This window comes from Sinobaca sp. H24 (genome assembly GCF_023845525.1).
The window spans coordinates 34,337-60,027 of the sequence record NZ_JALBWT010000017.1 but is presented as its reverse complement, the minus strand read 5'-3'; the positions used below and the strand labels follow the sequence as shown (position 1 = coordinate 60,027).

Sequence of the window (25,691 nt, the reverse complement as noted above, 5' to 3'; positions counted from 1 at the left end):
AACAGGAAGCGTGCCATTCGTTTTAATCGTTATTCTATTATTCCCCTGGCTGGACCGGCACAAACCTGTTTACAGTATCGGACCGAAAAAGAAACGGGCATTTTCCTTTCCCGGACGCTGCCATACCCGCTTTATGTTTGAATCAAGGAGGCTGCTATGATAATAAAAGAACAGCAACAACAGATAGCAAGCTTCACCGGGCGCCTGCTCCGCGATACGTTCGGCAAAGGACCGCAGGCGTCCTACGCCCTGCTCGGCGAAAGCCATGCAATCATCTTTCTGCGCGAATTTTTCTCCCCGATGGAACGGAGCCTTATGCAGGCGGAAGGGGAGGAAGCCGTTCATTCCCTGCGTGAGAGCATGATGAAAGAAATAAGCCCGGAAGTCCGGCGCTACATCGAGAGCATAACCGGAGAAGTCTACAATGAGTTTTTCTTTGACTGGAACCTCTCTGACCACTCCGGCGTCCTTATCGGATTAAAGCCCGAAGCATTTGAAAGCGCCGATCAAATGAATGAGTCCCTCCAGCAGCAGTACGAGTACAAGCGGGAGGTCGAAGAAAAGGTAGCTGACTTGAGCGAAGAGGCAGAGCGCCGGCCGGACCGGGTCGCTTCGGTTCGCATCGATAAGCGTACGATCCTTATTGTCCGGGAAGGCATTCTCGTCGCTATTGAGAAAAAGCTGATTGAGATGGGCCACGGCTACGCGTTGAAGACAGCCAAACGCATCGTGGAAAAGGAGTTGTTTTACAGACAGGATGTGTTTTCCAGCATTCTTCATGTGAACGTCCAGAACATTTATGTAGACTGGGATTTCATATATGATAAAAGCACGATTGTGATCGTAACCGACGCGGATTAAACAGGTCATCATTCTTTATCCGTACAAAAAAGATGTTTTAATCTGGCATTAAAAGGTAATGGCTTAACTATCACCCCCGTGATAAATGGTTCACCTTACGTGCTCGTTCTCCACGACCTCCCTGTTCTTTAATAGAACGGGGAGTTTTTTTGTGCAGGCATAGACTACATAAACGATAAATTAAAAAAACCAGCAGCCCTGTGTAAGGACTACCGGTTTATAAAATTATTAAAAGAAACGCCGCTTCGGCCGTTTCATATAATCCATCTTCACTGGAGAGTCCACTTCGACATGATCATCAGCAATCACGCGAGCCCGGTTGTTACGCATTGTTTCCGCAACTTCCCTGCCCACCTTAGTCTCTACTTTCGTATAAGCGGCTTCTATATCCTTTTCCCTTAATAAATCATCAGGAGATCCAATAAAATGGGCTAAATGGCCTCGTATCATATTCAACGCGATCAGCTGCGATTTCCCTGGATTACGTCCAAGTATGGAGGACGCGCTGATCATACCCAGGCATCCTTTGCGCACCAGCCGGTAAAATGGTGTTTCATGCGTTAGTAATACATCGGTAAGCTCCGGATAGAGAACAACTGGTGAATAACCGGCAAGCTCCAAGTCATACAGAAGAGAATTTATAGAAGATAGACGTTGAATAGACTGGATATCTATATAAGCGTATTTCGTTTCATTCACATACACCGTGTGGTCATCAAAAGTGATGGAATAGACAATAGATCCTATATCAGAGTGATGCACGGCCTGTTCGGAAAACGGCTGGGATAAAGTGTCTTTTAAGCGCTTTTGCCGCTCGTTCAAAGAGGAAGTATTTTTGTCGGAAAATTCAGAACTAATCATATTTGAATACAGCCATCGAATAGTTCCACAGTTGCCATCTTTTAGACCCATTAATGACACATTGTAGATCCAGTTCGGTCCTATAGAGATCCACCTTCTATATAATGAAGAGGCACCTGCGGTGCACCATTCATTTTCTATAGGAGGTTTTTTTATGGTTAAGTATCGTGACATACTGCGGCTTCATGCTCAAAATGTGAGTCAACGGGGGATTGCTTCCAGTTGTTCGACTTCAAGAAATACCATCAGAGAAGTCTTGAAACGGGCACAGGAGAAGAACATCTCATGGCCTTTTGAGTCTTCTTGGACCGATCATGATCTACAGGAACTATTATTTCCAGAAAAGCATGCTTCCTCCGATTTTCGAAGAAAACCGGACTGCGAATGGATTCATAAAGAATTGGCCAGGCCCGGTGTCAATCTGGCGCTATTATGGGATGAATACGCCCTGACCTGCCGGTCAGAAAATGCCATTCCCTATAGTTACCGGCAATTTTGCCGTTTTTATCATACCTATGCACGCAAAACCAAAGCAACGATGCGAATTAAACGAAAGCCGGGAGAACTATTGGAAGTGGATTGGGCAGGACAAACGATGACCGTAAACGATCGTTTGACGGGAGAAGAGGTCCCGGTTTATATCTTTGTGGCAGCCCTGCCGTGTTCTCAATATGCCTACGTAGAAGGCTGCTTGTCCATGGAGACCTCGCAATGGGTAGCGGCTCATGTGCGTGCATTTCATTTTTTTGGAGGAACACCCCGCATTATCGTGCCGGATAATTTAAAAACAGGAGTGACCAAAACCTCCCGGTACGAACCAGTCATCCATGCCGTCTATCAGGAAATGGCAGAACACTATCAGACGACCGTTATTCCCGCACGTGTTCGCCATCCTAAAGACAAACCAAGTGCGGAAAGCACGGTGGGCCATATCTCCACTTGGATTATTGCGTCGCTGCGAAATCAGACGTTTTTTTCCCTGCAGGAGCTTAATGAAGCGATCCAGGAAAAACGAACCGCTTTTAACACCAAGCTTTTTCAAAAAAAGAAAGGAAGCAGGTATACGGCTTTCCTGGAAGAAGAACAATTCGCCCTTGTTCCTCTTCCTGCTTTCCCTTATGAAATAGCGACGTGGAAAAAAGCCACGGTTCAATATGATTATCACATCCTGGTCGACCACATGTACTACTCGGTGCCTTACGATTATATGAAGTGTCAGGTCGATGTGCGCGTCACTTCCACGATCGTTGAAGTGTTTTATCATCATTTTCGTATTGCCTCTCATAAGAAACAGACAGGCCCGACGGGCCAAGTCGTTACTATCATGGATCATATGCCATCGGATCACAAAAAGTACATGACCTTTGATGCCAACTATGTATTGGAATGGGGACAGAAAGCGGGCCCGAGCAGTTACACTACGGTGCAGCGTATTTTAGCTTCCTATCAGGTCGAAAAGCAGGCGTTAAAAGCTTGCCTGGGCTTGATTAAGCTGGCGGATACCTATTCAATCGACCGGGTAGAAAACGCCTGTCAACGCGTATTAATGTACACGCCGAGACCTACGCTGAAAAGTGTGCAAACCATTCTTAAAACAGGATCTGATAAACGTCCACCGGAAGCACCGATTGAAAAAGAATCAAAGCAATCAACGACAAACCCGTATGGATTCACGCGCGGAGCTGACTATTATGGAGGAAAAACCACATGACAAATGAAAATACGCTTTCTAAGTTGAATGATATGCGAATGACCGCCATGGCAGAAACATACATGGATCAACTGCGAAACCCCCAGTACCAGGACCTGTCTTTCGAGGACCGATTTTCTCTACTCGTTGATAGGGAATGGAGCCGCCGCCAGAATAACAAGCTGGATCGGCTGATGAAGAATGCCGGCTTTCGCGATACGCAGGCATCGATTGAAGGGATCGAGTACCATGCCGATCGTAAACTGGATAAAACTCAAATCCTTCGCTTAGCGACAGGGAATTATATCAAAGAGAAACATAACATTATTGTAAAAGGCGCCTCCGGCAACGGAAAGACTTATTTAGGGTGTGCATTTGGCATCGCAGCCTGTCGTCAATTTTATCATGTGCAGTATACAAGATTGCCTGACTTATTGGATGAATTGGCGATTGCCCGCGGAGAGGGCACCTACCGCAAGGTAATGAAAAAATACACTAAACAGGATCTTCTGATCCTGGATGAATGGCTGCTTACCTCGCTGAAAGACAGTGAAGCAAGAGACCTGTTAGAAATTGTGGAGTCGAGGCATCAAAACGGATCCACTATTTTTTGTTCGCAATTTGATCCGCGGGGATGGCATGAAAAAATTGGAGAAGGGACCTTAGCTGATGCCATACTGGATCGCATCGTTCATGACTCCTATTCCATTCTCATTGATGGCCATCAGTCCATGCGGGAACGCCATGGGATTGCGCATCAATAAAAAGAATATCGGCTATAAAACAGACAATCAATCAAAAGGAAACAGGCTGGACTCCCTGCCTGTTTCCTTTTGATGTTTCTTTTAAGCCTCCTGGGTCTCTGGATGGCAAAAGCGGACCTGTTTGATGTCCGATTTGGATCTAAAAGATGGCAACGTTGGTTCTAACTTAAGGCTGTAGTCATTTCCCATCGATGGTTACAAAGCCTACCTCTTTCCAATCCATCTGCATTTGTTGTAAACGATAAACTAGAGAGAGCAATTTATCACAATTAAGACAGAGCAGGTTTCCACAAATAAGATTGACCAATTTCCCTACAAATATGACACTTTTAATAGGTGAGGCTAGTTTATTGAAAGTGAGGAAATTGGAGTGAAGCGATTTATGAAATATGCAGAGATCCGGCAGTTACATGCCGAAGGGTTTTCCATTAACTCGATTGCAAAAAAACTAAATATGTCGAGGAATACGGTAAAAGATTATATGGGGATGGCCCCGGAGGAATTTGAGGATTTTCTCATTTCCCTGCGCCACCGGTCAAAGAAGCTGGATCCCTTCCGGGATCCGATTCTCCACTGGCTGCAGGAGCACCCGGATTTGACTGGGGCCCAGGTCCATGACTGGTTGGAAGAACGGATGAGTTTTCGAGGTGCTACGGAAAATACAGTCCGTAATTATGTGAATGAGCTGCGCGAGATGTACCATATTCCCAAAAAAATACAGCACCGAAACTATTCGGCCACTCCTGAAAGTTTTCCGGGGCAGCAGGGGCAAGTCGATTTTGGACAAACCGTCGTGAAAAAGAAAACGGGAGGACACAAACGCCTTTACTTCATTGCTTTTGTCCTGTCCCATTCTCGCTATAAGTATGTCGAGTGGCTGGATCGTCCCTTCCGCACGGCTGACGTCGTAAGATGTCATGAAAATGCGTTTGCCTATTACGAAGGAATGCCGGCGGAGATGGTTTATGATCAAGATGCGCTGCTCGCCGTCAGTGAGAACGCCGGAGATCTCATTTTAACAGCCGAATTTACCAAATACCAAACAGCACGAGGCTTTAACGTGTACCTTTGCCGGAAAAGTGATCCAGAATCAAAAGGGAAAATCGAACAGGTCGTGAAGTTTGTGAAATACAACTTCAGCAAAAACCGAGTGTTCGATCAATTAGCGACGTGGAATGAAGCCTGCTTGGCCTGGTTAAAGCGGACCGGCAATAGGAAAGTGCATCACAACATAAAAAAGAGACCTTTCGAAGTGCACGCCCTGGAAAAGCAACACTTACAAAAAGTCTCTACTACTTACCTATTTGAACATCATCTTTCCTCCAGTATACCAAGAACGATTCATAAGGACAATGTCATTCGTTACCTGCAGAATCGATATAGCGTGCCCTCAGGCACGTATCGAGAACAGGCATCAAATAAAGCATACCTCCAGATCATAGAGGGGCGTACCCTTTTGATTCGCTTAAAACCAACGGGCCCTGTGTTAGCAACACACCCTCTTTCCGAGAAAAAAGGGATCGTTATTTCAGACCCGCGGCATCGAGTGAAAAGCGAATCCAAGCGCAGTCTGTTAATTCATGAACTGTCGGACGCTTTTTCTAACAAAGCAGGTATTCAGTGGTTTATCGAAGCATTAACAGAAAAATACCCACGGCATTTGATCGATCAATTGAAGGTGATTCAACAAACCATTCGAGCCCATCCAAACAGCATAGAAGCAGCTCTAAAAGATATTCAAAAGCTCCAATTAATCAGTGGCAACGATTTTCGCGATATGGCTTATTCCCTGGACCGGCAGGTCCAGCTCTCTTCTTCTCCTGACGTTTCACTCAACCCAAAATACATGGAATGGAAAGCGCCTGAACGATCAAGCGATACATACTTGAACGTATTGAAGGGAGGGCGAGGGTCATGAGCCATCCTTTTGAGTTGTTACAACAGCAATGCCGAACCCTACGGTTGGCTGAAACAGCCAAAGAGCTGCCGACTCTTCTCCGTAAAGCAGAAGCTAAAGGGTGGACGTATCATGAGTTCACCCATGAACTTTTGACGTACGAGCTCCAGTGTCGGGAACAAAAAACCATCGAACGACTCATGAAGTGGGCAGAGTTTCCAGAAATAAAAACACTAGCTGCGTATGATTTAAAAGAACAAAATGCATTAGGAGAAAAGCAATTCAATGTCTTGAAAGATCTTCATTGGGTGGAAGATGATTTCACGCTCATTTTGATGGGACCGACAGGTGCAGGCAAAACACACCTGTCCGTCGCATTAGGCGTGCATGCCGTCGAACGAGGGTTTCAAGTCTCTTTTATTTCGATGGCCAATCTGATGTATATCTTAAAAACACGAGAGCACATCAAAAAATCCAACACCCGGTATAAACGGATCATTGGATCGGATCTCATCATCATCGATGATGTCATGTATATGACGTACGAAATGCATGAAGCGCATCTTTTCTTCCAATTTATTTATGACCTCTATGGAAAGGCTGCCTTCATCTTAACGTCAAATAAAGGACCGAATGAATGGGGAAAGTTCTTAGGTGACCCTACCCTGACCACGGCGATCTTAGATCGCCTCCTTCACCGCAGTGAAATCATTACGTTTGGCGAAGAAATGGACAGCATTCGCATGAAATATCGAAAAACATTGTTTCCCGAAACAAGTGGTCTATCTTAATTGGTGAAAGTTGATCTATCTTATTTATGAAAAATTGATCTATCCTACTTGACGGTTACAATCTATCTTATTTATGAAAAATTGATCTATCCTACTTGACGGTTACAATTTGTTCTCCTGGAGCTGTTTCATACCTCACGGTATATTTCTTTTTTCCAGCTTCTCGATAGGGTTTTATGTAATCCTTTAAAATGGTTTTTCCTCCGTCATACCCTTTGGCTTTAATCTCTTCCAATAACTTTACGGCATTCCAGACCTGATCTTCGATCATCCGTTGATGGAGATAGTCTTTAAACGGATCCAATTTACTTTTTGTCTTTTTTCGTTTAGCGGGCCGTGGGGCCGAAGGCGCTTCAATGTACTTTCGTATCGTTTTTCGATCCATCTGTAATTCTCTGGCTATATCACTGATCGACATGCCTTGATTTCTTAAGTCTTTAATCATAAAAAATTCCCCTCTCGTTTTCACAAATCACAGCACTCCTTTCTAGTGGCTATGATTTGTATTTTACGTGGGGAATTTTATTCCGGCTATATTGGGGATTTTATCACCGGCTCTGACATGGAAACCTGCTCTGTCTTAATTGTGATAAATTGCTCTCTCTAGTTTATCGTTTACAACGTGCTAAAGTGGGAAGTAAAAAAGTAATATTATTTGAGTCAACAAACGTTTCACTTCGTCAAAATCAGTGTATACTAACAGTAATTCTTATTAACGAACATATAATTCTTTATAAGAAAGAGGTGCGCTATGTTCACCAAAATAAAAGATAACGCATACATCAAATACCACAACTATTCCAGCAACCATTTCCTCCATCTGGCGAATAAAAGCAAAACTGTGAACGAAAGAGCCCATTATCACCGGAAAGCCTTCTACCATAATGAGCAATACTTTTCGTTCAAGTACAAAAATCAACATATCAGCTGAAAAAAAGACCTGACGAGCAGTCTCGTCAGGTCTTTCTCTTATTTAATAGCTTACCTTTTCCAACTGGTTGGTCAAAAGCGGACGGCCAATAGAGTAATACTCTACAAGAGAGATGTCCTTTAATTCCTGATATCCGTAGCTGTTTCTGCCATCGAATAAAACAACTTTTTTGTTGTTATCCTGGATAAGCGAAAGCAAATCGGAAAGAATTTCTTTCCATTCGGTTAGAATAAAGATTACTTCCGCATCCTGAATACACTCTTTTACACTTTCAGCATACGTAATCGCCTTAGGAAGCACGTTTTTAGCAGCGTTCATCGCAATAGGATCATAAGCTGTTACTTCTGCCCCGTCCAATATAAGACGGCTGGTAACCGGAATCGATGGTGCTGCGCGCATGTCATCTGTATTTGGCTTAAAGGAAAGGCCAAGCACAGCAATTTTCTTGCCTTTTAAGCTGCCAAAGCGGTCCTCGGCTTTATCAATAAGCTTGAGCTGCTGGTCAGCGTTTGTATCAATGACTGCACGCATAAGCGGGAATGGCATCCCCTGCGCTTCTGCCTGCTTCAACAAGGCTGATGTGTCTTTTGGGAAGCAGGAGCCGCCGTAACCGATACCGGCATTCAAGAAGCCGGAGCCGATCCGTTTATCCATACCCATACCTTTTGCGACGTCTTCAACATTGGCATTCATAATATCGCACATGTTAGAAATTTCATTAATATAACTAATTTTTGTTGCTAAGAAAGCGTTAGCCGCATATTTAATCATTTCCGCGCTGCGACGGTCAGTCCGAAAGATCGGAATATCAAAGGATTTGTTAATCGCTGCGACAACATCGCCCGCTTCCTGGTTATCAGCACCTATAATAATACGGTCGCCATAGAACGTGTCATGAATGGCAGAGCCTTCTCTAAGGAATTCCGGATTGGAAACAACGTTAACCACGACTTCTGCCTGTTCGTCAAAGAGAGACTGGACCCAGTCGTTCGTACCCACAGGTACGGTACTCTTAATAACGACGGTAATCGCATCGGTAAGGTTTGCTGCGACGGAGTCAACGACGGCTTTCACGAAGCGAAGGTCTGCCGTGCCATCTTCTTTTTCCGGCGTACCTACTGCGATATATAAAGCATCTGCTTCGTCGCAGGCCTCTTTATAGTCTGTTGTGAAATGTAAGTGTCCGCTTTTGATATTGCGTTTCATCATTTCTTCAATACCCGGCTCATAAATAGGAGATTCGCCGCGCAGAAGCTGAGCAACTTTCTCTTCGTTAATATCCAGGCAGGTAACGTGATGACCGACTTCAGAAAGTGCCACACCGGACACAAGACCGACATAGCCGGTACCAATAACAGATATATTCATTACAAAATAACCCCTTTATTTTTTTCAGCTAGTAAGTAAAAAAGAAGGAAAGCAACAGCTCCCTTCCTCATGCTCTACTGGTTAAAGTTTACTTTCGTTACCGTGCGTCTTCGTAAATCGGCTGTATCAAAAATATGAGCTTTTAATGTTTCTTTATCATGAGAATTCACATTGCCAATCAGCTCTGTAATTAAGTTTACATCGACTGGGAGCGTTTTTCCAACATAAATTTGCGGATACACCTGCTCATTGTGAACTTCTTCGTCGCCGAGAAGCTCTTCATACATTTTTTCCCCCGGACGCATGCCGGTATATTTAATGCCAATTTCTTCTACGGTATGGCCGGAGAGCTCAATCACGTTCTTTGCCAGATCCGTAATATTAACGGGTTTTCCCATATCCAGCACGAAGATTTCGCCGCCTCTAGCCAGAGCGCCTGCCTGAATAACAAGGCGGGAGGCTTCCGGAATCGTCATAAAGTAGCGCGTCATTTTAGGATCGGTTACGGTAACCGGTCCGCCCTGCTGAATCTGCTTTTTGAAAAGAGGGACAACGCTGCCACGACTGCCGAGTACATTACCAAAACGAACCGAAACAAAGTTCGTCTCACTGATCGTATCCATGTGCTGCACGACCATTTCGGCCACACGCTTCGTCGCCCCCATCACGCTTGTAGGGTTAACGGCTTTATCACTGGATATCATGACAAATGTCTTAACATGATTATCAGAGGCCACTTCCGCCACATTTTTAGTGCCTACTATATTATTCTTAACAGCTTCTTCCGGGTTACGCTCCATTAATGGCACGTGCTTATGAGCCGCCGCGTGAAAAATGACATCCGGCTGATGACGCTTCATAATCACATCGATTTTTACTTTATCTTTAATATCAGAAATTTCCGTAATGATTTCACAGGAAAGATCCCGCTGGCGTAAATCCATTTCAACATCATAAATGCTGTTTTCTCCATGGCCAAGCAGGATAACTTTTTCTGGATGAAATTTAACGACCTGCCTGCATATTTCCGAACCGATCGAGCCACCGGCTCCTGTCACCATAATCGTTTTGTAAGCAACATAGCTGGAAACACTGGAAGTATCAAGTTCTACCGTTTCACGACCCAATAAATCCTCAATCTGCACCTCTCGAAATTGGCTGACAGACACCCTACCGTTTAAGATATCCTCCATCATTGGCATAATTTGCGTATGCACTTTTGTTTTTTGGCATTCTTGATAAATTTTTTGAACTTCACCGCGCTGTAGAGAAGGGATAGCTATGACAATATGTTCGATTTCATACTCCAGTACAATTTTCTCTATATCTTTAACTTGTCCCACTACTGGTACGTCTAATATTTCCAAATTCATTTTTTTTATATCATCATCAACAAAAGCTATAGGTTGTAACTCACTCTCAGATCCGCTCATAGTAATTTGGCGAACTACCATTCTACCTGCGCTTCCTGCACCTATTAAGAGAGTTCTTTTTTGTCATCTGATTTTTGAGGCATCATGTAATTGTCTCTAAATATCCTCCATGCAAAACGAGAAGCTCCTAATAATAAAATATGTAACATCCATGTTACTATCAACGTTCTAGTGTGAAGGGCACTAAATAATATAACTTGCATTATGGCAACTATAAATATTGAAAAAGTGACAGCTTTAAAAATCTCAGTTAATTCGTTTACACTAGCATACTGCCATACTTTTTTATACAATTTAAAAAAATGAGCAAATATATGATGACTAATAATTAAAATGATAGAACTCATTATAATTATTGATGAGTTTATATAGTCATTATTATAGAGCAAGTAAGTACTAATAAAAATAGAAAACATTACTATTAAAGTGTCTATAGACATTAGTAATAAAAGTCTTTTAGCATAATTCATTACAACACCTTCCCCCTATATTTGATATTAATAATGGAGGTTAAAATACTCCTAATGCAAGTAATAAAATATTCTTTAAAATTTTTATGAAGTTTTATGACTTCGTGTTTTTTTTGAATTATTTATTTCACTCTCATCATTGATCGAATCTTGCTGAATAAGCGGTATACTTCCTAATACTGGTAAATTCAATATATTTTCAATATCTTTTTCTGTTTTAATCGTTTGATCTAGATATTCTAAAATAAAAGCAATTCCAATTCCACTCATTAAACCAACTACAATAGCAATTGCCATGTTTAAAGTGGGTTGGGGGGTTATCGGTTCATATTGCCCTCTTCACTTGCTTCTGATAGTATGCTTACGTTATCTATATTCATAATACTAGATATTTCTTGTTCAAATACTTGAGCAACCGAATTCGTTAAGTCAATTGCTAAATAAGGATCCTCATCTTCAACAGAGAGAATAACAACTTGTGATTCTTCTTGAGTAGATACCGTAATTTTAGATTGTAATTCACTTGGAGTAAGATCATAATTATTCTCCTGAAGAACCTTATCTAAAATAATTGGACTTGTAATAATCACATTATAGGTATCAATTATTTCTCTACTAGACTGTAACTCAGTTGCCGTAACAGGTTGGTCATTGTTTTGTGTTTGATTTACCAAAATTTGAGCAGAAGCTTGATATTGCGGAGTAACAACAAAAAAAGTGTATGTAGCACTTAATAAAACTATACCTATTGTAATAACTACTATTAATTTCATCCTTTTTTTCAAAATCTTAATAATATGTTGTATATCTATTGTACCTTCCATAATAACCTCCATTTTTCAATTGTATGCTGCACTGTTATTTTTTTATTTTATAGAATAGTATTCTTTATACCATTTTACAAACGAGCCTAATCCTTCCTCAATTGAAGTATGAGGCATGAAATTAGTTTCTTTTGTAAATCTTTAATATCAGCATATGTAGCTTCTACATCTCCGGCTTGCATTGGTAAAAATTCTTTTTTAGCTTCAATTCCAATATGCTTTTCGAGCGTTTGAATAAATTCCATTAACTGTACTGGTTTATTATTACCTATATTATAAAGTCTATATGGTGAATAACTAGAACTTGGTACAGGATTTTCTTTATCCCAATTTATATTAGGTTCAGGTGGCTTTCCAATTAATTTTACTATACCGGCGACAATATCATCTATATAAGTAAAGTCTCTCATCATTTTGCCCTCGTTAAAAATTTTAATTTTTTGCCTTCTATTATATCTTTTGTGAAAGAGAAATAAGCCATATCAGGGCGACCATAAGTACCGTAAACAGTAAAAAAGCGCAATCCAGTAGTTGGTAAATCATATAAATGGCTATAAGTATGGGCCATCAATTCATTAGATTTTTTAGTAGCTGCATATAAACTTACTGGATGATTAACTTCATCGTTTGTGGAAAAAGGGCATTTTAGTATTGGCTCCATATACTGAGCTCGAAGAGGCATATATTAAATGTTTAATATTATTATTTTTGGAAGCCTCTAATATATTTAAAAATCCTTGAATATTCGATTCAATGTATGCATGAGGATTTTCTAAACTATACCTTACCCCGGCTTGAGCAGCCAGATTAATCACCACATCTATATTTTCTTTTGAAAAGCAACTATTCACCGAATTTGTATCTACTATATCTGCTTTATAGAACTTAAAATTGTTGTAATTACTCAATATTTTTTATTCTACTATTCTTCAAATTAATATCGTAATAATTATTGATATTATCAAAACCAATTACATTGTACCCTTCTTCTAAAAGTTGCTTAGATAAATGCATACCAATGAACCCTGCTGCTCCAGTAACTAAAACTCCCATAAGTTTTATCTCCTTTATTTTTAATTCTATATTTAAATGTTAGATTTAATTATAGTAGCCGGAATACCTGCTACTGTTGAGTTGGGGGGCACATCTTTTATAACAACACTATTTGTACCAACAATTGAATTTTTACCAATATTTACATTCCCAATTATCTTCGCACCCGAAAATATTATTACATTGTCTTCTATAATTGGATAATTTCCTGTTAGTTTATCACCAACATTCTTACCTCCTAATGTTACTTGTTGGTATATTATAACATTGTTACCAATTTTGACTCCATCACCTATTACTACTCCATTTATATGACGAAACTCTATATTGGTACCAATTTCAGCAGTGAGACTTATGTGAGTACCAAATAATGTAACTAATCTATTAATTGTTAACCTAGATATTTTTTTGAAGCCTCTTTTATACAGTTCTTGAGCAATTCTAAATATAAAAACTGCTCTTTTTTTAGGAGAGAAATAAAGAATATAAATAGACTTTAGAAAGTTTTGCTTTTTACCATCATTTATTTCTTGATTTATTATTTCTTTAATTTTCATTTTTTCTCTCCTTTTTTATTTTTAAAAACTATTTTTTTTAAATTCATCTTTATTAATTCTATATCTGATTGATTTAATAAAAACATGCTACGGTAGTCTATTTTTGATTTTTTAAAGTAAGTGTAACTAAACATAATAGCTCCTACAGTGTAGCTTATAGTTGAAAGCAATAGCAGCGCCATTAGCACCATAATTTGGAATTAATAAGTAGTTAGCTACAATGTTTATAATTAATGCAAAAATATAAACTCTTAATGCAAATAGTGGGTAACCCCTTCCCGCAGATCAGCATTTAGAGTTTTAAAAAGCACCATAGCTACAACACCTGGTAATAATAACCTAATAACTTCCGAAGATTGAGAGAAATCATTTCCGTATATAATAGGAATTAATATTGGTGCAATTAGCCACAAAAGTAAAGTAAATACTAAAATGGGAGGCCATGAAATCCTTAAAAGTCTTGTAGCTCTAGCTATTGAGTCGCTATCTAGTTTTGTATTTGCACTTTTAGAAAATAAAACCATCCATTGCGGCAGGAACTTGCCAAATTAACTCTGTTAAATTAACACCTACTGAATATATTCCCACTTCTACAGAATCAGAAAGCCGTTCCAAAAACAAAATATCTATTTTATAATTCAAACTTAAAATAAATAGTGCAACTGCATATATAAATCCTTTTTTTATCAAAGATGAAGTAACATTATGTTGTTTCTCCTTAGTGATTTTAACCGATTTATTAAGTATTATGAATGAATAAATTAATACAACAACTGCTGATAGTAATGTAATTATTGCTGCTCCAAAAATGCCCCAGTCTAATATAATAACAAAGATTATTAGGAAGAGCAGATTAGCTATGAATCCAATGATCTGCTTAAAATTTATCGTTAAAATATCTTGTAAACCTAATAACATGCCTTCTGTATATTTATTCATAAGCATAAAAGGAATAGTCACTAGTGGTATCAATAGAAGGTTCCATCCATACATATCATCAGAACCGGTTGAATAGTATATTGTTGCAATTACTAAAGATATTAAAGTCGAAATTACCCATATTTTCATTATAGAAGTAAATACAATATTTTTATCGTATATTTTTTACCTACATAATATGCTGTTGCTTGCCTGACCCCTAAATCTGCTATACTAATAAGCAAATTAGGTATAACAAATATTGCAGTGACTATTCCTTTTCCTTCTGGCCCTAAATAACGAGCTAGTACAATTGACATAATAAAACTTCCAAATAATACAACAAATTTAGTTCCTACCGATGTAAAAATTTGAAATATCGTACTATTTTTATTCACAAAAATCTCCTAAAATTTATTTATTTGATATATATTACCTCGGTTACTAATTTATATCCCGTTTTATTTTCAACTTCTTTTTTTACGTAATTAATTAACTCTACAATATCTTTTGCTGTTGCTCTTCCATTGTTTTCTATCCAATTTGCATGAATATTACTAATTTTCGCTCCTCCAATTTCTAACCCTTTCAATCCTAAATTTTTCTATAATCTCACCTGGAAAGGGACCATTTATTGGGCTTTTAAATGTACTACCAGCAGTAGCAACATTTAAAGGGAACTTTTGTTTTCTTCTGTCAGCTATTTTTTTAGTCTTTTCCAAAGCAATCTCTTTTTCTAAAGATTCTTTTTTAAATTCGGCTGATATTATTATAGTATTTTTTTCTTGAAATTTACTTTTTCTAAAACCAAATTCAACATCATTCGTATTATCTTTTACTATTTTCCCATTCTCATCGATGTAAGTAACTGAGATTAATATATCCTTAGTTTCTTTTCCATCTGATCCTGCGTTCATTACAATTGCCCCACCTACAGTTCCAGGTATTCCAGCATAGAAATCAAAATTAGCAATTCCATTTCTAGCAAGTTTGAAGGCAAGTTTCGGCAGCATACACCCAGCCCCTACAACAATTTTATTTTCTTTTAATGAAATTTCATTGAAGGTTCTAGAAATATTTATTATAACTCCATTGAAATATTGATCACTCTTTAATATATTGGAACCTTTTCCAATAACTACATAAGGTAATTTATTACTATTGCAATATTTTATAACATTTAAAATATCTTCTATATTTTCAGGGAATGTTATAGCTTTACATTCTCCCCCCACTTTCCAAGAAGTAAAAGGTGCAACACTAGTTTCTAATATCACCTCCCCTTCTATATTATCTAACATAAATATCCGCACCTAAATCAGTTAATTTTCTATCAATATTTTCATATCCTCTATTTATTTGCTCGATGTTACTTATTATAGTTTCTCCCTCAGCAAACAAACCAGTTAAAATACAAGCTGCTCCACCTCGTAAATCTGTAGCTACTACATTAGCGCCATTTAATTTTTTCCCTCCATTAATAATAGCTGTATTGCCGAAAGTGGAGATGTCCGCACCGAATTTTTTAATTTCATTCACATATTGAAATCTATCAGTGAACCTTAAATCCGCTATTGTGCTAGTGCCCTGTGCAGTAAGCGCTAAAGCCGCAAACAATGGTTGCATATCAGAGTTTATCCCTGGATAGGGTGCAGTAAATAAATCAAAAGTATTCTTTGCATGTTTGCCAGTTATATATAACGAATTTCCCCACTCAAAAGCATGTACTCCAGCTAAATTCAAATACCTAATATCTTCTTTTATAAAAGAAGTGTTGAAATTAGGTATGCAAATTTCGCCTCCAGTAACTCCGGCAGCAATTGCATAAGTTACCGCTTCATCCCAACCTGGCATAATTGATACCTCTACCCCTCCGGGGATAACTTTTTTACCTTTTATTGATACTACTCTGTTCGCACAATGAACTTCTCCTCCCATTGCATTGATTAATTCTGACAATTGTAATATTTCAGGTCTGGTATTAGCATTTAATAATGTTGTATTTCCCTCTGCTAATGATGCAGCTATCATTACATTTTCAGTACCTGAAGTAGTTGGAAGATAAAATTCAATATTATTTCCAATTAATTTCTTTGAGCTTAAATACAAACCATTTTCATTTTCTATAATTTCAGAACCTAACTTCTTCATACCCAAAATATGTAAATCATATTTTCTATCGCCAATTTTACACCCCCTGGAAGAGGTAACTCCAATTCTTCTCGAAAAGCTGCTGTTAAACCTAACAATAGTAATGAATACCTAATTTCACTAGCTCTTTGAGGAGCGATTTTTCTATTAGGAAATATACCTTTTTACAAGAAACGGTATTACCATTTACTTGAATATCTCTGCACCCAACTCTTTTAATATTCCAATCAGTGTATTTACATCTTTTAAAGCCATAGGTACATTATTTAATTTTGTATAGTTGTCACCTAAACATGCTGCTACAATCATAGGTAATGCAGCATTTTTTGCACCTGATAATTTCACTTCCCCAAATAGTTTTTTCCCTCCATTAATAATATATTCATTAGATGTTTTTTTATTTAAAAGTGCTTCCTTCATAGTTTTTGAATACCTCCATTTATTTTTTATTAGAAAAGAATTTTGAGAATTTTATTATTTTTTCAAATACATCTTTAAAAGTTTTACTTTTTAAAGAAAAAGTAATAAAAATTTTAAATAAAGTGTTTAGTGTTGTTCTTTTTTTTTGAATGTTTATTTCATTAATTTTATAAGCATTAACTAAATTGTTCATATGATATTCATCAATAGATTTTTTTAATATTTCTTTAGATAAACGCTTATTATTATTTAAGAAAAAGGGAGCATACTGACCATATTTTTCAATTAAATCTTTTTCACCCTTATCTTTTGATTCTAAACACTGTCTGCTTATTTCATTAAATACTTTTTGCATTACTACTTTTTCTGGAGATTTACTTACACTTTCTGGAAGATTATATCTAGTGTACAAAAATTCTGGCACACATCCGAACTTAGTAATACTCGCCATCCTCATCCATAAGTCTCTATCTTGAGCGTATTTGAAAAATACTCTATAACCACCCACTTGATTATATAAGTTTTTATCAAACATAACTTCTCCATGAAGAAAAGGGTTTCTATTTTTTAGGTACTCAATTAAATTATTTTTAGGTATAAAAGGTTTATGATAGGATTCTCTATTATTAGTAATATCTTTTTTTTTAACGTAACATCCAACTACACCTATTGACGGATTCTTCTTCAAATATTCTATTTGTTTTTCAATTCTACGAGTACTTGAATAGTCACCAGATCCATGAATTGCTATTTTTTCTCCTTTAGATATTTCAATACCTTTTTTTACAGAAGCCACAAAGCCCATATTATTATGATCAATTATTTTTATTCTGTCATCTTGCAGCTTGTTTATTTGCTCTAATGTATTATCTGTTGATCCATCATTTATAACAATAATTTCTATTTCCTTATATGTTTGATTTATTAAGCTATTTAAAGAGTTTATTACAAAATTTTCTCTATTATGGTAAACCGTAATTATGGAAACTAATATAATAATCCCTCCAAAGTTGATAAAAAATTATTTTTGAAATTCCTTATATAAATCCACATATTTTTGTGAAACTAAATTGAGAATAATTTTTCTTAGAAAAATCAATGGCATTTTTAGAAAATTCCAATCGTAAAGAATCATTGTTTAAAATTTTCATGGTTTTCTCTTTAAATTCTTTTTTATTGCCTGCAGTAAATAAAAACCCCGAATAACCTTCATGTACTATATCTCTATTACCTCCAATATCCGATACAATAGAAGGAACGCCACTCATCGAAGCTTCTAATAAAACATTTGGAAGCCCTTCAGAATATGAAGGAAAAACAAATACGTCAGCAATTTTATAATAATTATGTAAATCCTCACATTATCTTTTACTATAACATTACGTCGAATTTCATATTTTTTATATTATTCTCATAAACATTCTCATAGTCAGGACCACATAAATAAACAAAAATTTCTTTATCATTTCTATTTTTTAATTCTTCTAAAACTTTTAATAAGTCATGAATACCTTTTCTCGAACTTAAAGAACCAGCATACAATAAAACTAAAGAATTTAAAGAAAGATCCATCGATTTTTTCAACGCATTTTTTTCTTTCAAGGAAATTGGATGATAAATAGAACTGTCTACTCCATTTGGTATATTAACTATTTTTTTTTCATGAATGCCAAAATCAACTAACTCCTCTTTAATTTGCTCGCTTATCGCAATAAAATAATCTGCTTTAAAAATTATTTTTTTTCGAATATACCTTATTAATTTATGAATACCTTTTATGCTTTTGTTATTTGAACGAAATTCAGCTTGAGTAATTTTAATGATAACCTTTTTATTTATTAAGATTCCTGCAAGTGTAGACGGTAAAGCAGTTGGCGCATGACCACTTATACAATGAATCATTTCATATTTTTTTGAATTTATAATTAACCAATAAAAACAATGAATTCCATAAAAAATAGATCCTATTTTTAAATTTAGCTCAAAAAGTTTTTTAGATCCCAATACTTTTATTGTATGCAATTTGCTTTTTTTTTTGATTTTGGAAATTTCCCAGTTAATATAATGAAATTAAATTCATTATAATTATTTGATATTTCATCGAGAACCATTTTTGCTTGGTTACCATAACCAGAATATATTGGAGGATATTTTAAAGATACAACGGCTATGTTTTTCATAATTTACTCCTTTCTTTGCTTTATTATTTTGACAATCTGTTATTCTTTACGGGAATTTTATTGAAAATTAGTTTTGTTAACAAATGATAAATTTAAAATCAGCCCCATTAGTATCCAAAACTTTATATCGATCAAATAAGAGCCACTTACTATTAGATGAATAAAACCTAAACTAATCCAAATAATCAGCATATTGTATACCAAAATATTTTATTTAATAGTCCTCTTACTATTAAAATCAGTAATATTATAAGTGTAAAACCTCCACCTATTATTCCAAAATTAGCTAGTATTTCTAAAAAAAATATTATGAACATATCCATTACCTGTTACTCTATCCCCCCAATTCCAATTCCTAACATAGGATTTTCAACTATTTTATTAATAACTTGTTGGTAAATGTTTTCTCTACCACTTAATTGAATTTCGTCTCTTAATAACAAATTAATACTCCTACTTTGTATCCCAAAACCTAATAAAAAGTTGTATAATTGTTCGAGTAATTTATCTAATGAAAAATATATAATCAACACTATCATTAAAAAAATAAATAACTAAAAGCTTTCTTATATGTCAAAAAATTATCGTTTCTTACAATTTTTAATATAGCAAAAATTAAAAAGCATAAAATTGCTCCTCTTGAACCAAGGGCAAGTATAACTATTAGTGATATTATTACGAATAAGCTATTTATCAATGAATATTTATCAAAAAATTTATCAAAATATATTATTGCTGGTAGTAACATATAATAAGATAATGCCATACTATATTCATCAGCAGTTAAGTTTCCAGTGATAATTAATATTCCTAATATCGCTCCAATTATGAATACTAAGAAACTTGATTTATTCATAACTTCTCTAAAATACGCCAATTATAAATACTAAAACTATACAAGAAAGCAGGTAGACAAGTGAAAAAAAATGGAAAAATCAACCCTATTATATATACTTGATTTTGTGGAAAAATAAAATAATGAATAATAAAGAGTAATATTGAAATAAAATAAACTGCTAATAGCAAAATTTTATTCCTTCTTACAACTGATGGAAAAGCATATAAAAAGGCCAAGCCAACTAATATTTTCGAAATTAATTGTATATTTTCAGCTCTAGGTGTATCTAAAAGATCAAAGTAAATCAACACAAAAAACTGTATTGTAAGAATTACAAATGATCCCATCAAAGCCAAACTGATTTTTAAATCATCTTTTTCTACATTAAAAGTTTTATTCTCCGGTCTAATTAACATTGGAATCCTCTCTTTGTAGGCCTATCATTCATTTCAATGCAATTGCACTTTATTATAAATATTAATATATTCATTATTTATTATATTCCAATCAAACTTGGTACTCGAATCTATACACGTTTTAGATATTTGTTCGTAATTATTTAGTATTTTTTAATATTTTTTTTTGATATATCTTGCGGACTATTAGAGTCAATATGATAGCCTACATCTCCTTCATTAAATTGTTTATCAAATCCTTGTCCTTTTGAATAAATAACTGTAGACCTTGGCTCATAGCCTCTGCGTAAACTAAACCAATGTCTCAGTAATTGAGGGCATTATAAATATATCGTTTTTTTTATATATCTTCTTAATTTGTTCTTTGGTTATTTGCTCCATATAGTTAACAAAGGAGTCTTTTGAATTATATTAAAAATTTTTTATCTATAACTTTACCAATCAAAGTTAATTTAATATTATATCCTTTACTTCTTAAATATTTAAAGCTTTTATGAGTGTTAATTGATTCTTACGCTTACATATTAAGCCTACACATATTATATTTAATTCCTTACTATTGTTAAGAACTTTTGGTGTACCTTTATTATTTACCAAAAATCATCAATACCATTGGGATAATTCTTGACTTACTAAAAACTTTTTCTTTTAAATCTTCAGGAACGTACTTTTCTAATATTAAATCTCTATATGAAATTGATAAAAATATTATTCTGCTTCTTTTTAAGATATCGACTCCTAAACTTCTTAAATGAACCATTCTTTTAAAAAACACATTAACATCAGTATCTCTTACTGCGACTATATAGGGAATTTTATACATTTTTTAAATTTCATAGCAATATAACCATTTGAAAATAATGAATGAGCATGAACAATGTTAAAATTATCTAGATCATAATTTTTTTATCAAGTCATTACTAATTTTGTGATGTTTTAAATGAAAAATAAACCTATCATATTTGTTATGATTCACACTAACTTAGTGTAATCACCCAAGTTTAAATTTTGAAGTTTCTCTGGTTCAGATGTCGGTAAATACACGGTAATATTTAATCCGCTTGCTAGTTGTTTATCGTATAGATTTTTGTATAACATACCGCCGCCATAATATGAGTTTATATGTAAAACTCTCATTTATCAGTCACTTTTTCTGTATAACTATTAATAATATTACTTACTAAGTTTATTCGCTTTCTGTTTTGTAAGGATCAATGGGTAATGACAAAACTCTATCACATAAAGATGATGTAACTTCTAAATTATCATTATTTGATTCCAAATAATTAAATGCATCTTGAGCATGCATGGCTTAGCATATATAAATCATACTTGGAATGTTGTTTTCACTTAACAGTTGTTTAACGCTTCTCTATCTCTTTTATTTTTTAGTTTAATAGTATATTGAGCATAACTAGAATAAAAACCTTTTGGAATTTGCGGTTTTTCGACTAAATTATTAAGTTTTTCGTTATACATACTTGCTACTTTATTAATATTTTTTAATTCATAATTTTTGAAAGCTGCCAATTTTATTTTTAATAATGCTGCTTGAATTGTATCTAATCTTGAATTTAAACCTATTCTAACGTTGTCATATTTACTTTGACCTTTTCCATGTATTTTTAATGAATTCAACAACTCAGCTAATTTGCTATCATTAGTAAAGATAGCTCCCCATCGCCATATGCACCTAAGGGTTTCGCTGGAAAAAAAGACGTAGTTGCTGCTTGACCGAAACTACAAGCTTTTCTACCTTTTATTTCCCCTCCAAACCCTTGAGCACCATCTTCTAATACGTAAAGATTGTATTTTTCTGCTATTTTTTCTATCTTTTCATGATCAGCTGGAAGTCCAAAAAGGTCTACTGGAATGATTAATTTTGGGGTCAATAATCCTTCTTTAATTACATTTTTTATTGCCTTTTCAAGTTTTACAGTATCAATATTGAATGTACTCTCGTCGACATCGACAAATATAGGTGTGGCTCCTCTAAAAGAAACTATTTCTCCAGTGGAAAAGAACGTAAAATCGGAATGAAGATCGCATCTCCCGGCTGTATTTCCCAAGCCATCATTAATAGTGTCATAGCTTCTGTACCGTTAGCACATGTTATACAATGTTCTACTCCCACAAACTTACTTAACTCTATCTCAAGGTCTTTTACTTCTTCGCCTCCAATAAAATTGGTTTTATTAATAACCGTTTGAATAGCATTGTTAATTTCGGATTCATATGTTTTATATTGAGTTTTCAAGTCTCTAAATTCCATATAGATTACCTCCTACCATTACGTTCTATAATTTCTAAACTATCATTAGATATTAATTTAAATTCATTAAAACAATTACTACATACAAGGTTCTCATTAAGAATTTCTCCACATTCACAGGCCCATCCTCTATGCTTAGCCGGAACCCCTAACATTACAGCATAATTAGGAACATTTTTAGTAACTACAGCACCTGATCCAATCATCGCCCATTTCCCTATATGGTTTCCACAAACTATCGTAGCATTTGCACCAATAGAAGCCCCATATCCAACAATTGTTTTTTTATAGCTTTTTTTTCTTTTGGGAATTTACTTCTAGGAGTTAAGTCATTTGTAAATACCATAGAAGGCCCACAAAAAACATAATCTTCCAATATAACTCCCTCATATATGGAAACATTATTTGAACCTTTACTCCATTTCCAATTTTTACATTTTGTCCAATATTAACATTTTGTCCGATAGAACAATTATTTCCTAATTCTGCACCATTTTGAATATGACTAAAAAACCAAATCTTAGTTCCTTCTCCAATTTTTACATTAGTATCAACATAACTACTTTCGTGTAGATAAAATCCCATCATTAAACCTCCCCATAAAATCTGACGAATTGCACTCTTTCATAGGGAGTTTAATACTTTTATTCTCTGCAGAAGATTTATAAATAGCGAGAATTAGTTCAAGTGCTTCCCTACCATCTTCAGCAGTTACATATGGGGCACGATCGTTAACAATCGCTTCTATTACATCCGAATAAAGAGGTGTATGTCCAAATCCATAGACGGTCGGTGGATCTTCTCTATATTCCTCTTTTACTTCATCTGGATCGTCTAAATTATCAGCAAAAAGCCATTCCTCAATTAAATTGACGGATTTCCCACCAGCTTTAACTGTACCGGAAGATCCAAAGATATATAGCGTTTCTTCTAAGTTTTTAGGGTAAACGTTATTACTTCCTTCTATAAGTCCATAACTGCCGTTTTTAAATTTAATAAGTGCCATTCCAAAGTCTTCTGCTTCTATAAAGTCGTGCATCAGATTATCTGTCATACCTACCACTTCTTCAATTTCACTGCCCATCATCCAACGAAGTAAATCAATATTATGGATACACTGATTCATCAATGCACCACCATCGTGTTCCCATGTCCCACGCCAAGGAGCTTGTGTATAATAACTTTCATCTCTATTCCAACGAATATGCGCGGTTCCATGGAGCAATTTCCCAAATCTGCCTTGCACTACCGCTTCTCGAATTTTTTTTACAGATTTATTAAAGCGATTTTGGTGACAAGCACTTACTTTCACATTATATTCTTTGCTTTTTTTTATAATTTCATCTGCTTCTTTTAATGATAAAGAAATAGGTTTTTCTATAATGAGGTTACACCCAAGCTCAATACATCGAATAGCAATCTTACCGTGATTCCCACTTTCGGTACAAATAGCTATTAAATCTGGTGCTTGTTCATTTATCATTTTCTCATAATCATTGTATTTAGTTGCCGTATTTTCTATATTAAAATCAATTGTTAACTTATTCATTTTTTCTGCATCAACATCACATATTCCTACGATTTTTAAATCATTTTTAAGTGCTGCTGCTATATGATTTGGCGAAATCCTTCCACAACCTATCAATGCATATTTTAAAGTCATAATCCCACTCCTTATAATAATTCGATATTTTCTTTAGATATAACATCTTTTGTTGCATTTTTAGTATCAAATATAAATTTTGCATTTTGTTGAACGAATGAATAATCTACATCTTTATGCGCTGTAGTTATGATAACCAAATCGACATTTTCAACCAAAGAGGCTGTTAATGATTCTTCACCTTTCTTTGTTTTACCCCCAACAGTATACTCAGGGACAAATGAATCATAATAAACCACATTAGCACCTTCATGCTCTAACTCATTAATTACCTTTATTGCCGGACTTTCCCTATAATCACTCATATCTTGCTTATAAGTTACTCCTAAAATTAAGACTTTAGAGCCATTAACAGATTTTTTATATTTATTTAATATTTTACTTGCTCTTTCTGCGCAATATTCCGGCATCCTATCGTTAATCATCATTGATGCCTCTATCATTGAAGTATGAAATCCATATTCTCTCGCTTTCCAAGATAAATAGTAAGGATCTAAAGGAATGCAATGACCTCCCAATCCTGGTCCTGGATAAAATGCTTGAAAACCATAGGGTTTTGATTTTGCAGCATCAATTACTTCCCACAAATTTATGCCCATTTTATTGCTTAGAATTGCTAATTCATTTACTAGACCAATATTAATATTTCTATAAGTGTTTTCTAAAATTTTCTCCATTTCTGCAATTGCAGGAGAAGATACTTTGTGAATGGATGCTTCAAGAATATTTTCATATAGTGCTGATGCTACTTCAGTACATTGTTCTGTAATGCCTCCAACAACTTTAGGAGTATTTTTAGTTTTATAAATTAAATTACCTGGATCAACCCGTTCAGGTGAAAAGGCAAGAAAAAAATCCACACCACACTTTAAACCTGAAGTTTCTAGAATTGGTTTTAAAAGTTCTTCAGTAGTTCCAGGATAAGTTGTAGATTCTAAAACTATTAGCATGTCTTTATGCATATATGGAACAATGCTTCTAGCAGACTCTTCTATATATTTAGTATCTGGTTGTTGATGCTCATCTAAAGGAGTAGGAACACATATCCCTATACAATCAGCTTTTGCAACTTGTGAAAAATCATTTGTAGCTCCTAACAGCCCTGACTTCACTATAGATTCTAAATCTTCATTAACTACATCCCCTATGTAATTTTCTCCTCTATTAACCATGTCAACTTTCGAATCTTGTACATCAAAACCTATTGTTTTATAACCAGCTTTAGCCTTCTCTACAGCTAAAGGAAGACCTACGTATCCTAAGCCAACGACCCCTAAAGTCGCGGTTTTATTTGCCAATTTTTCTTTTATACTCATAATTGTTTTCTCCTCAT

General features: G+C 35.5%; 25 protein-coding genes and 5 pseudogenes. 5 read left to right on the top strand and 25 right to left on the bottom strand.

Annotated elements, in window-relative coordinates; translation table 11 throughout:
* The first annotated feature begins 156 nt into the window (after positions 1-156).
* The gene (locus MMY81_RS19520) at positions 157-861 is read left to right on the top strand and encodes a Na-translocating system protein MpsC family protein (RefSeq protein WP_252314160.1); all 705 of its coding nucleotides are present in this window, start codon (positions 157-159) and stop codon (positions 859-861) included.
* A 228-nt stretch (positions 862-1,089) separates the two neighbouring features.
* Here MMY81_RS19520 and MMY81_RS19515 read toward each other — a convergent pair whose 3' ends face one another.
* Entirely contained in the window at positions 1,090-1,896 is an 807-nt protein-coding gene (locus tag MMY81_RS19515) for a CpsB/CapC family capsule biosynthesis tyrosine phosphatase (RefSeq protein ID WP_252314159.1), read from the bottom strand.
* On the opposite strand from MMY81_RS19515, the gene istA (MMY81_RS19510) reads away from it, so the two are divergent.
* The 4 genes from istA (MMY81_RS19510) to istB (MMY81_RS19495) all read left to right on the top strand — a co-directional run bounded on the left by istA (MMY81_RS19510) (position 1,877) and on the right by istB (MMY81_RS19495) (position 6,864).
* On the top strand, positions 1,877-3,433 hold the full coding sequence (gene istA, locus MMY81_RS19510) for an IS21 family transposase (RefSeq protein WP_252314158.1): 1,557 nt from the start codon (positions 1,877-1,879) through the stop codon (positions 3,431-3,433). The two genes, MMY81_RS19515 and istA (MMY81_RS19510), sit on opposite strands and share 20 nt — an antisense overlap.
* On the top strand, positions 3,430-4,176 hold the full coding sequence (gene istB / locus MMY81_RS19505; protein WP_252314157.1) for an IS21-like element helper ATPase IstB: 747 nt from the start codon (positions 3,430-3,432) through the stop codon (positions 4,174-4,176). The genes istA (MMY81_RS19510) and istB (MMY81_RS19505) overlap by 4 nt, the downstream gene beginning before the upstream one ends.
* A 370-nt stretch (positions 4,177-4,546) precedes the next feature.
* A complete protein-coding gene (gene istA / locus MMY81_RS19500; RefSeq protein ID WP_252314156.1) occupies positions 4,547-6,094 on the top strand; it encodes an IS21 family transposase in 1,548 nt (515 codons plus the stop codon).
* Entirely contained in the window at positions 6,091-6,864 is a 774-nt protein-coding gene (gene istB / locus MMY81_RS19495) for an IS21-like element helper ATPase IstB (RefSeq protein ID WP_252311436.1), read from the top strand. The genes istA (MMY81_RS19500) and istB (MMY81_RS19495) overlap by 4 nt, the downstream gene beginning before the upstream one ends.
* Positions 6,865-6,970: 106 nt before the next feature.
* Here istB (MMY81_RS19495) and MMY81_RS19490 read toward each other — a convergent pair.
* The 24 genes and pseudogenes from MMY81_RS19490 to MMY81_RS19380 form a co-directional block, all read right to left on the bottom strand.
* Positions 6,971-7,333, bottom strand: a pseudogene (locus MMY81_RS19490) (IS21-like element IS5376 family transposase); the annotation flags it as partial.
* Between the two features lie 504 nt (positions 7,334-7,837).
* Positions 7,838-9,163, bottom strand: coding sequence for a UDP-glucose dehydrogenase family protein (locus MMY81_RS19485; RefSeq protein WP_252314155.1), 1,326 nt, complete (start codon positions 9,161-9,163; stop codon positions 7,838-7,840).
* A gap of 74 nt (positions 9,164-9,237) precedes the next feature.
* Positions 9,238-11,066: pseudogene (locus MMY81_RS19480) on the bottom strand (polysaccharide biosynthesis protein).
* Positions 11,067-11,150: 84 nt separating this feature from the next.
* Entirely contained in the window at positions 11,151-11,363 is a 213-nt protein-coding gene (locus MMY81_RS19475) for a hypothetical protein (protein WP_252314154.1), read from the bottom strand.
* 20 nt (positions 11,364-11,383) lie between these two features.
* A complete protein-coding gene (locus tag MMY81_RS19470; protein WP_252314153.1) occupies positions 11,384-11,890 on the bottom strand; it encodes a YveK family protein in 507 nt (168 codons plus the stop codon).
* Between the two features lie 42 nt (positions 11,891-11,932).
* Positions 11,933-12,943, bottom strand: a pseudogene (locus tag MMY81_RS19465) (NAD-dependent epimerase).
* A 32-nt stretch (positions 12,944-12,975) separates the two neighbouring features.
* Entirely contained in the window at positions 12,976-13,500 is a 525-nt protein-coding gene (locus tag MMY81_RS19460) for a serine O-acetyltransferase (RefSeq protein WP_252314152.1), read from the bottom strand.
* 507 nt (positions 13,501-14,007) lie between these two features.
* Entirely contained in the window at positions 14,008-14,568 is a 561-nt protein-coding gene (locus tag MMY81_RS19455) for an oligosaccharide flippase family protein (RefSeq protein ID WP_252314151.1), read from the bottom strand.
* On the bottom strand, positions 14,568-14,816 hold the full coding sequence (locus MMY81_RS19450; protein ID WP_252314150.1) for a hypothetical protein: 249 nt from the start codon (positions 14,814-14,816) through the stop codon (positions 14,568-14,570). The genes MMY81_RS19455 and MMY81_RS19450 overlap by 1 nt, the downstream gene beginning before the upstream one ends.
* Before the next feature lie 20 nt (positions 14,817-14,836).
* Positions 14,837-15,010: a hypothetical protein gene (locus MMY81_RS35535; protein WP_374562377.1), complete on the bottom strand. Its 174-nt coding sequence runs from the start codon at positions 15,008-15,010 to the stop codon at positions 14,837-14,839.
* A complete protein-coding gene (gene murB / locus MMY81_RS19445) occupies positions 14,976-15,719 on the bottom strand; it encodes a UDP-N-acetylmuramate dehydrogenase (protein ID WP_252314149.1) in 744 nt (247 codons plus the stop codon). The genes MMY81_RS35535 and murB overlap by 35 nt, the downstream gene beginning before the upstream one ends.
* Positions 15,709-16,605, bottom strand: coding sequence for a UDP-N-acetylglucosamine 1-carboxyvinyltransferase (locus tag MMY81_RS19440; protein WP_308215411.1), 897 nt, complete (start codon positions 16,603-16,605; stop codon positions 15,709-15,711). The genes murB and MMY81_RS19440 overlap by 11 nt, the downstream gene beginning before the upstream one ends.
* Before the next feature lie 150 nt (positions 16,606-16,755).
* Positions 16,756-16,989, bottom strand: a complete 234-nt coding sequence (locus tag MMY81_RS19435) for a hypothetical protein (RefSeq protein WP_252314147.1) — start codon at positions 16,987-16,989, stop codon at positions 16,756-16,758.
* A gap of 19 nt (positions 16,990-17,008) precedes the next feature.
* Entirely contained in the window at positions 17,009-17,968 is a 960-nt protein-coding gene (locus tag MMY81_RS19430; RefSeq protein ID WP_308215410.1) for a glycosyltransferase family 2 protein, read from the bottom strand.
* 58 nt (positions 17,969-18,026) lie between these two features.
* Positions 18,027-18,335, bottom strand: a pseudogene (locus MMY81_RS19425) (glycosyltransferase); the annotation flags it as partial.
* A gap of 25 nt (positions 18,336-18,360) precedes the next feature.
* The gene (locus MMY81_RS19420; RefSeq protein WP_252314146.1) at positions 18,361-18,993 is read right to left on the bottom strand and encodes a glycosyltransferase; all 633 of its coding nucleotides are present in this window, start codon (positions 18,991-18,993) and stop codon (positions 18,361-18,363) included.
* Between the two features lie 5 nt (positions 18,994-18,998).
* Positions 18,999-19,169: a hypothetical protein gene (locus MMY81_RS19415; protein ID WP_252314145.1), complete on the bottom strand. Its 171-nt coding sequence runs from the start codon at positions 19,167-19,169 to the stop codon at positions 18,999-19,001.
* A 538-nt stretch (positions 19,170-19,707) separates the two neighbouring features.
* A complete protein-coding gene (locus tag MMY81_RS19410) occupies positions 19,708-20,025 on the bottom strand; it encodes a hypothetical protein (RefSeq protein ID WP_252314144.1) in 318 nt (105 codons plus the stop codon).
* Positions 20,022-20,423, bottom strand: coding sequence for a hypothetical protein (locus MMY81_RS19405; RefSeq protein ID WP_252314143.1), 402 nt, complete (start codon positions 20,421-20,423; stop codon positions 20,022-20,024). Before MMY81_RS19405 ends, MMY81_RS19410 begins: the two co-directional genes overlap by 4 nt.
* 1,350 nt (positions 20,424-21,773) lie before the next feature.
* Positions 21,774-22,695: pseudogene (locus MMY81_RS19400) on the bottom strand (DegT/DnrJ/EryC1/StrS family aminotransferase).
* 5 nt (positions 22,696-22,700) lie between these two features.
* Positions 22,701-22,901, bottom strand: a complete 201-nt coding sequence (locus MMY81_RS19395) for a hypothetical protein (RefSeq protein WP_252314142.1) — start codon at positions 22,899-22,901, stop codon at positions 22,701-22,703.
* Between the two features lie 118 nt (positions 22,902-23,019).
* Positions 23,020-23,283 carry a hypothetical protein gene (locus tag MMY81_RS19390; protein ID WP_252314141.1) on the bottom strand — a complete coding sequence of 88 codons (264 nt, stop codon included), beginning with the start codon at positions 23,281-23,283 and terminating at the stop codon, positions 23,020-23,022.
* Positions 23,255-24,358, bottom strand: a complete 1,104-nt coding sequence (locus MMY81_RS19385; RefSeq protein WP_252314140.1) for a Gfo/Idh/MocA family protein — start codon at positions 24,356-24,358, stop codon at positions 23,255-23,257. Before MMY81_RS19385 ends, MMY81_RS19390 begins: the two co-directional genes overlap by 29 nt.
* An 11-nt stretch (positions 24,359-24,369) precedes the next feature.
* The gene (locus MMY81_RS19380; protein WP_252314139.1) at positions 24,370-25,674 is read right to left on the bottom strand and encodes a nucleotide sugar dehydrogenase; all 1,305 of its coding nucleotides are present in this window, start codon (positions 25,672-25,674) and stop codon (positions 24,370-24,372) included.
* Positions 25,675-25,691 lie beyond the last annotated feature (17 nt).

What these genes read in the sequence shown, in the direction of transcription:
- MMY81_RS19520 (WP_252314160.1), top strand. Translation starts at nt 157, where the DNA reads ATGATAATAAAAGAACAGCAACAACAGATAGCAAGCTTCACCGGGCGC.
- istA (WP_252314158.1), top strand. Translation starts at nt 1,877, where the DNA reads ATGGTTAAGTATCGTGACATACTGCGGCTTCATGCTCAAAATGTGAGT.
- MMY81_RS19515 (WP_252314159.1), bottom strand. Translation starts at nt 1,896, where the DNA reads ATGTCACGATACTTAACCATAAAAAAACCTCCTATAGAAAATGAATGG.
- istB (WP_252314157.1), top strand. Translation starts at nt 3,430, where the DNA reads ATGACAAATGAAAATACGCTTTCTAAGTTGAATGATATGCGAATGACC.
- istB (WP_252311436.1), top strand. Translation starts at nt 6,091, where the DNA reads ATGAGCCATCCTTTTGAGTTGTTACAACAGCAATGCCGAACCCTACGG.
- MMY81_RS19485 (WP_252314155.1), bottom strand. Translation starts at nt 9,163, where the DNA reads ATGAATATATCTGTTATTGGTACCGGCTATGTCGGTCTTGTGTCCGGT.
- MMY81_RS19475 (WP_252314154.1), bottom strand. Translation starts at nt 11,363, where the DNA reads ATGGCAATTGCTATTGTAGTTGGTTTAATGAGTGGAATTGGAATTGCT.
- MMY81_RS19470 (WP_252314153.1), bottom strand. Translation starts at nt 11,890, where the DNA reads ATGGAAGGTACAATAGATATACAACATATTATTAAGATTTTGAAAAAA.
- MMY81_RS19460 (WP_252314152.1), bottom strand. Translation starts at nt 13,500, where the DNA reads ATGAAAATTAAAGAAATAATAAATCAAGAAATAAATGATGGTAAAAAG.
- MMY81_RS19455 (WP_252314151.1), bottom strand. Translation starts at nt 14,568, where the DNA reads ATGAAAATATGGGTAATTTCGACTTTAATATCTTTAGTAATTGCAACA.
- murB (WP_252314149.1), bottom strand. Translation starts at nt 15,719, where the DNA reads ATGTTAGATAATATAGAAGGGGAGGTGATATTAGAAACTAGTGTTGCA.
- MMY81_RS19435 (WP_252314147.1), bottom strand. Translation starts at nt 16,989, where the DNA reads ATGAAGGAAGCACTTTTAAATAAAAAAACATCTAATGAATATATTATT.
- MMY81_RS19415 (WP_252314145.1), bottom strand. Translation starts at nt 19,169, where the DNA reads ATGAAAAACATAGCCGTTGTATCTTTAAAATATCCTCCAATATATTCT.
- MMY81_RS19410 (WP_252314144.1), bottom strand. Translation starts at nt 20,025, where the DNA reads ATGAATAAATCAAGTTTCTTAGTATTCATAATTGGAGCGATATTAGGA.
- MMY81_RS19405 (WP_252314143.1), bottom strand. Translation starts at nt 20,423, where the DNA reads ATGTTAATTAGACCGGAGAATAAAACTTTTAATGTAGAAAAAGATGAT.
- MMY81_RS19395 (WP_252314142.1), bottom strand. Translation starts at nt 22,901, where the DNA reads ATGATTGGATCAGGTGCTGTAGTTACTAAAAATGTTCCTAATTATGCT.
- MMY81_RS19390 (WP_252314141.1), bottom strand. Translation starts at nt 23,283, where the DNA reads ATGATGGGATTTTATCTACACGAAAGTAGTTATGTTGATACTAATGTA.
- MMY81_RS19385 (WP_252314140.1), bottom strand. Translation starts at nt 24,358, where the DNA reads ATGACTTTAAAATATGCATTGATAGGTTGTGGAAGGATTTCGCCAAAT.
- MMY81_RS19380 (WP_252314139.1), bottom strand. Translation starts at nt 25,674, where the DNA reads ATGAGTATAAAAGAAAAATTGGCAAATAAAACCGCGACTTTAGGGGTC.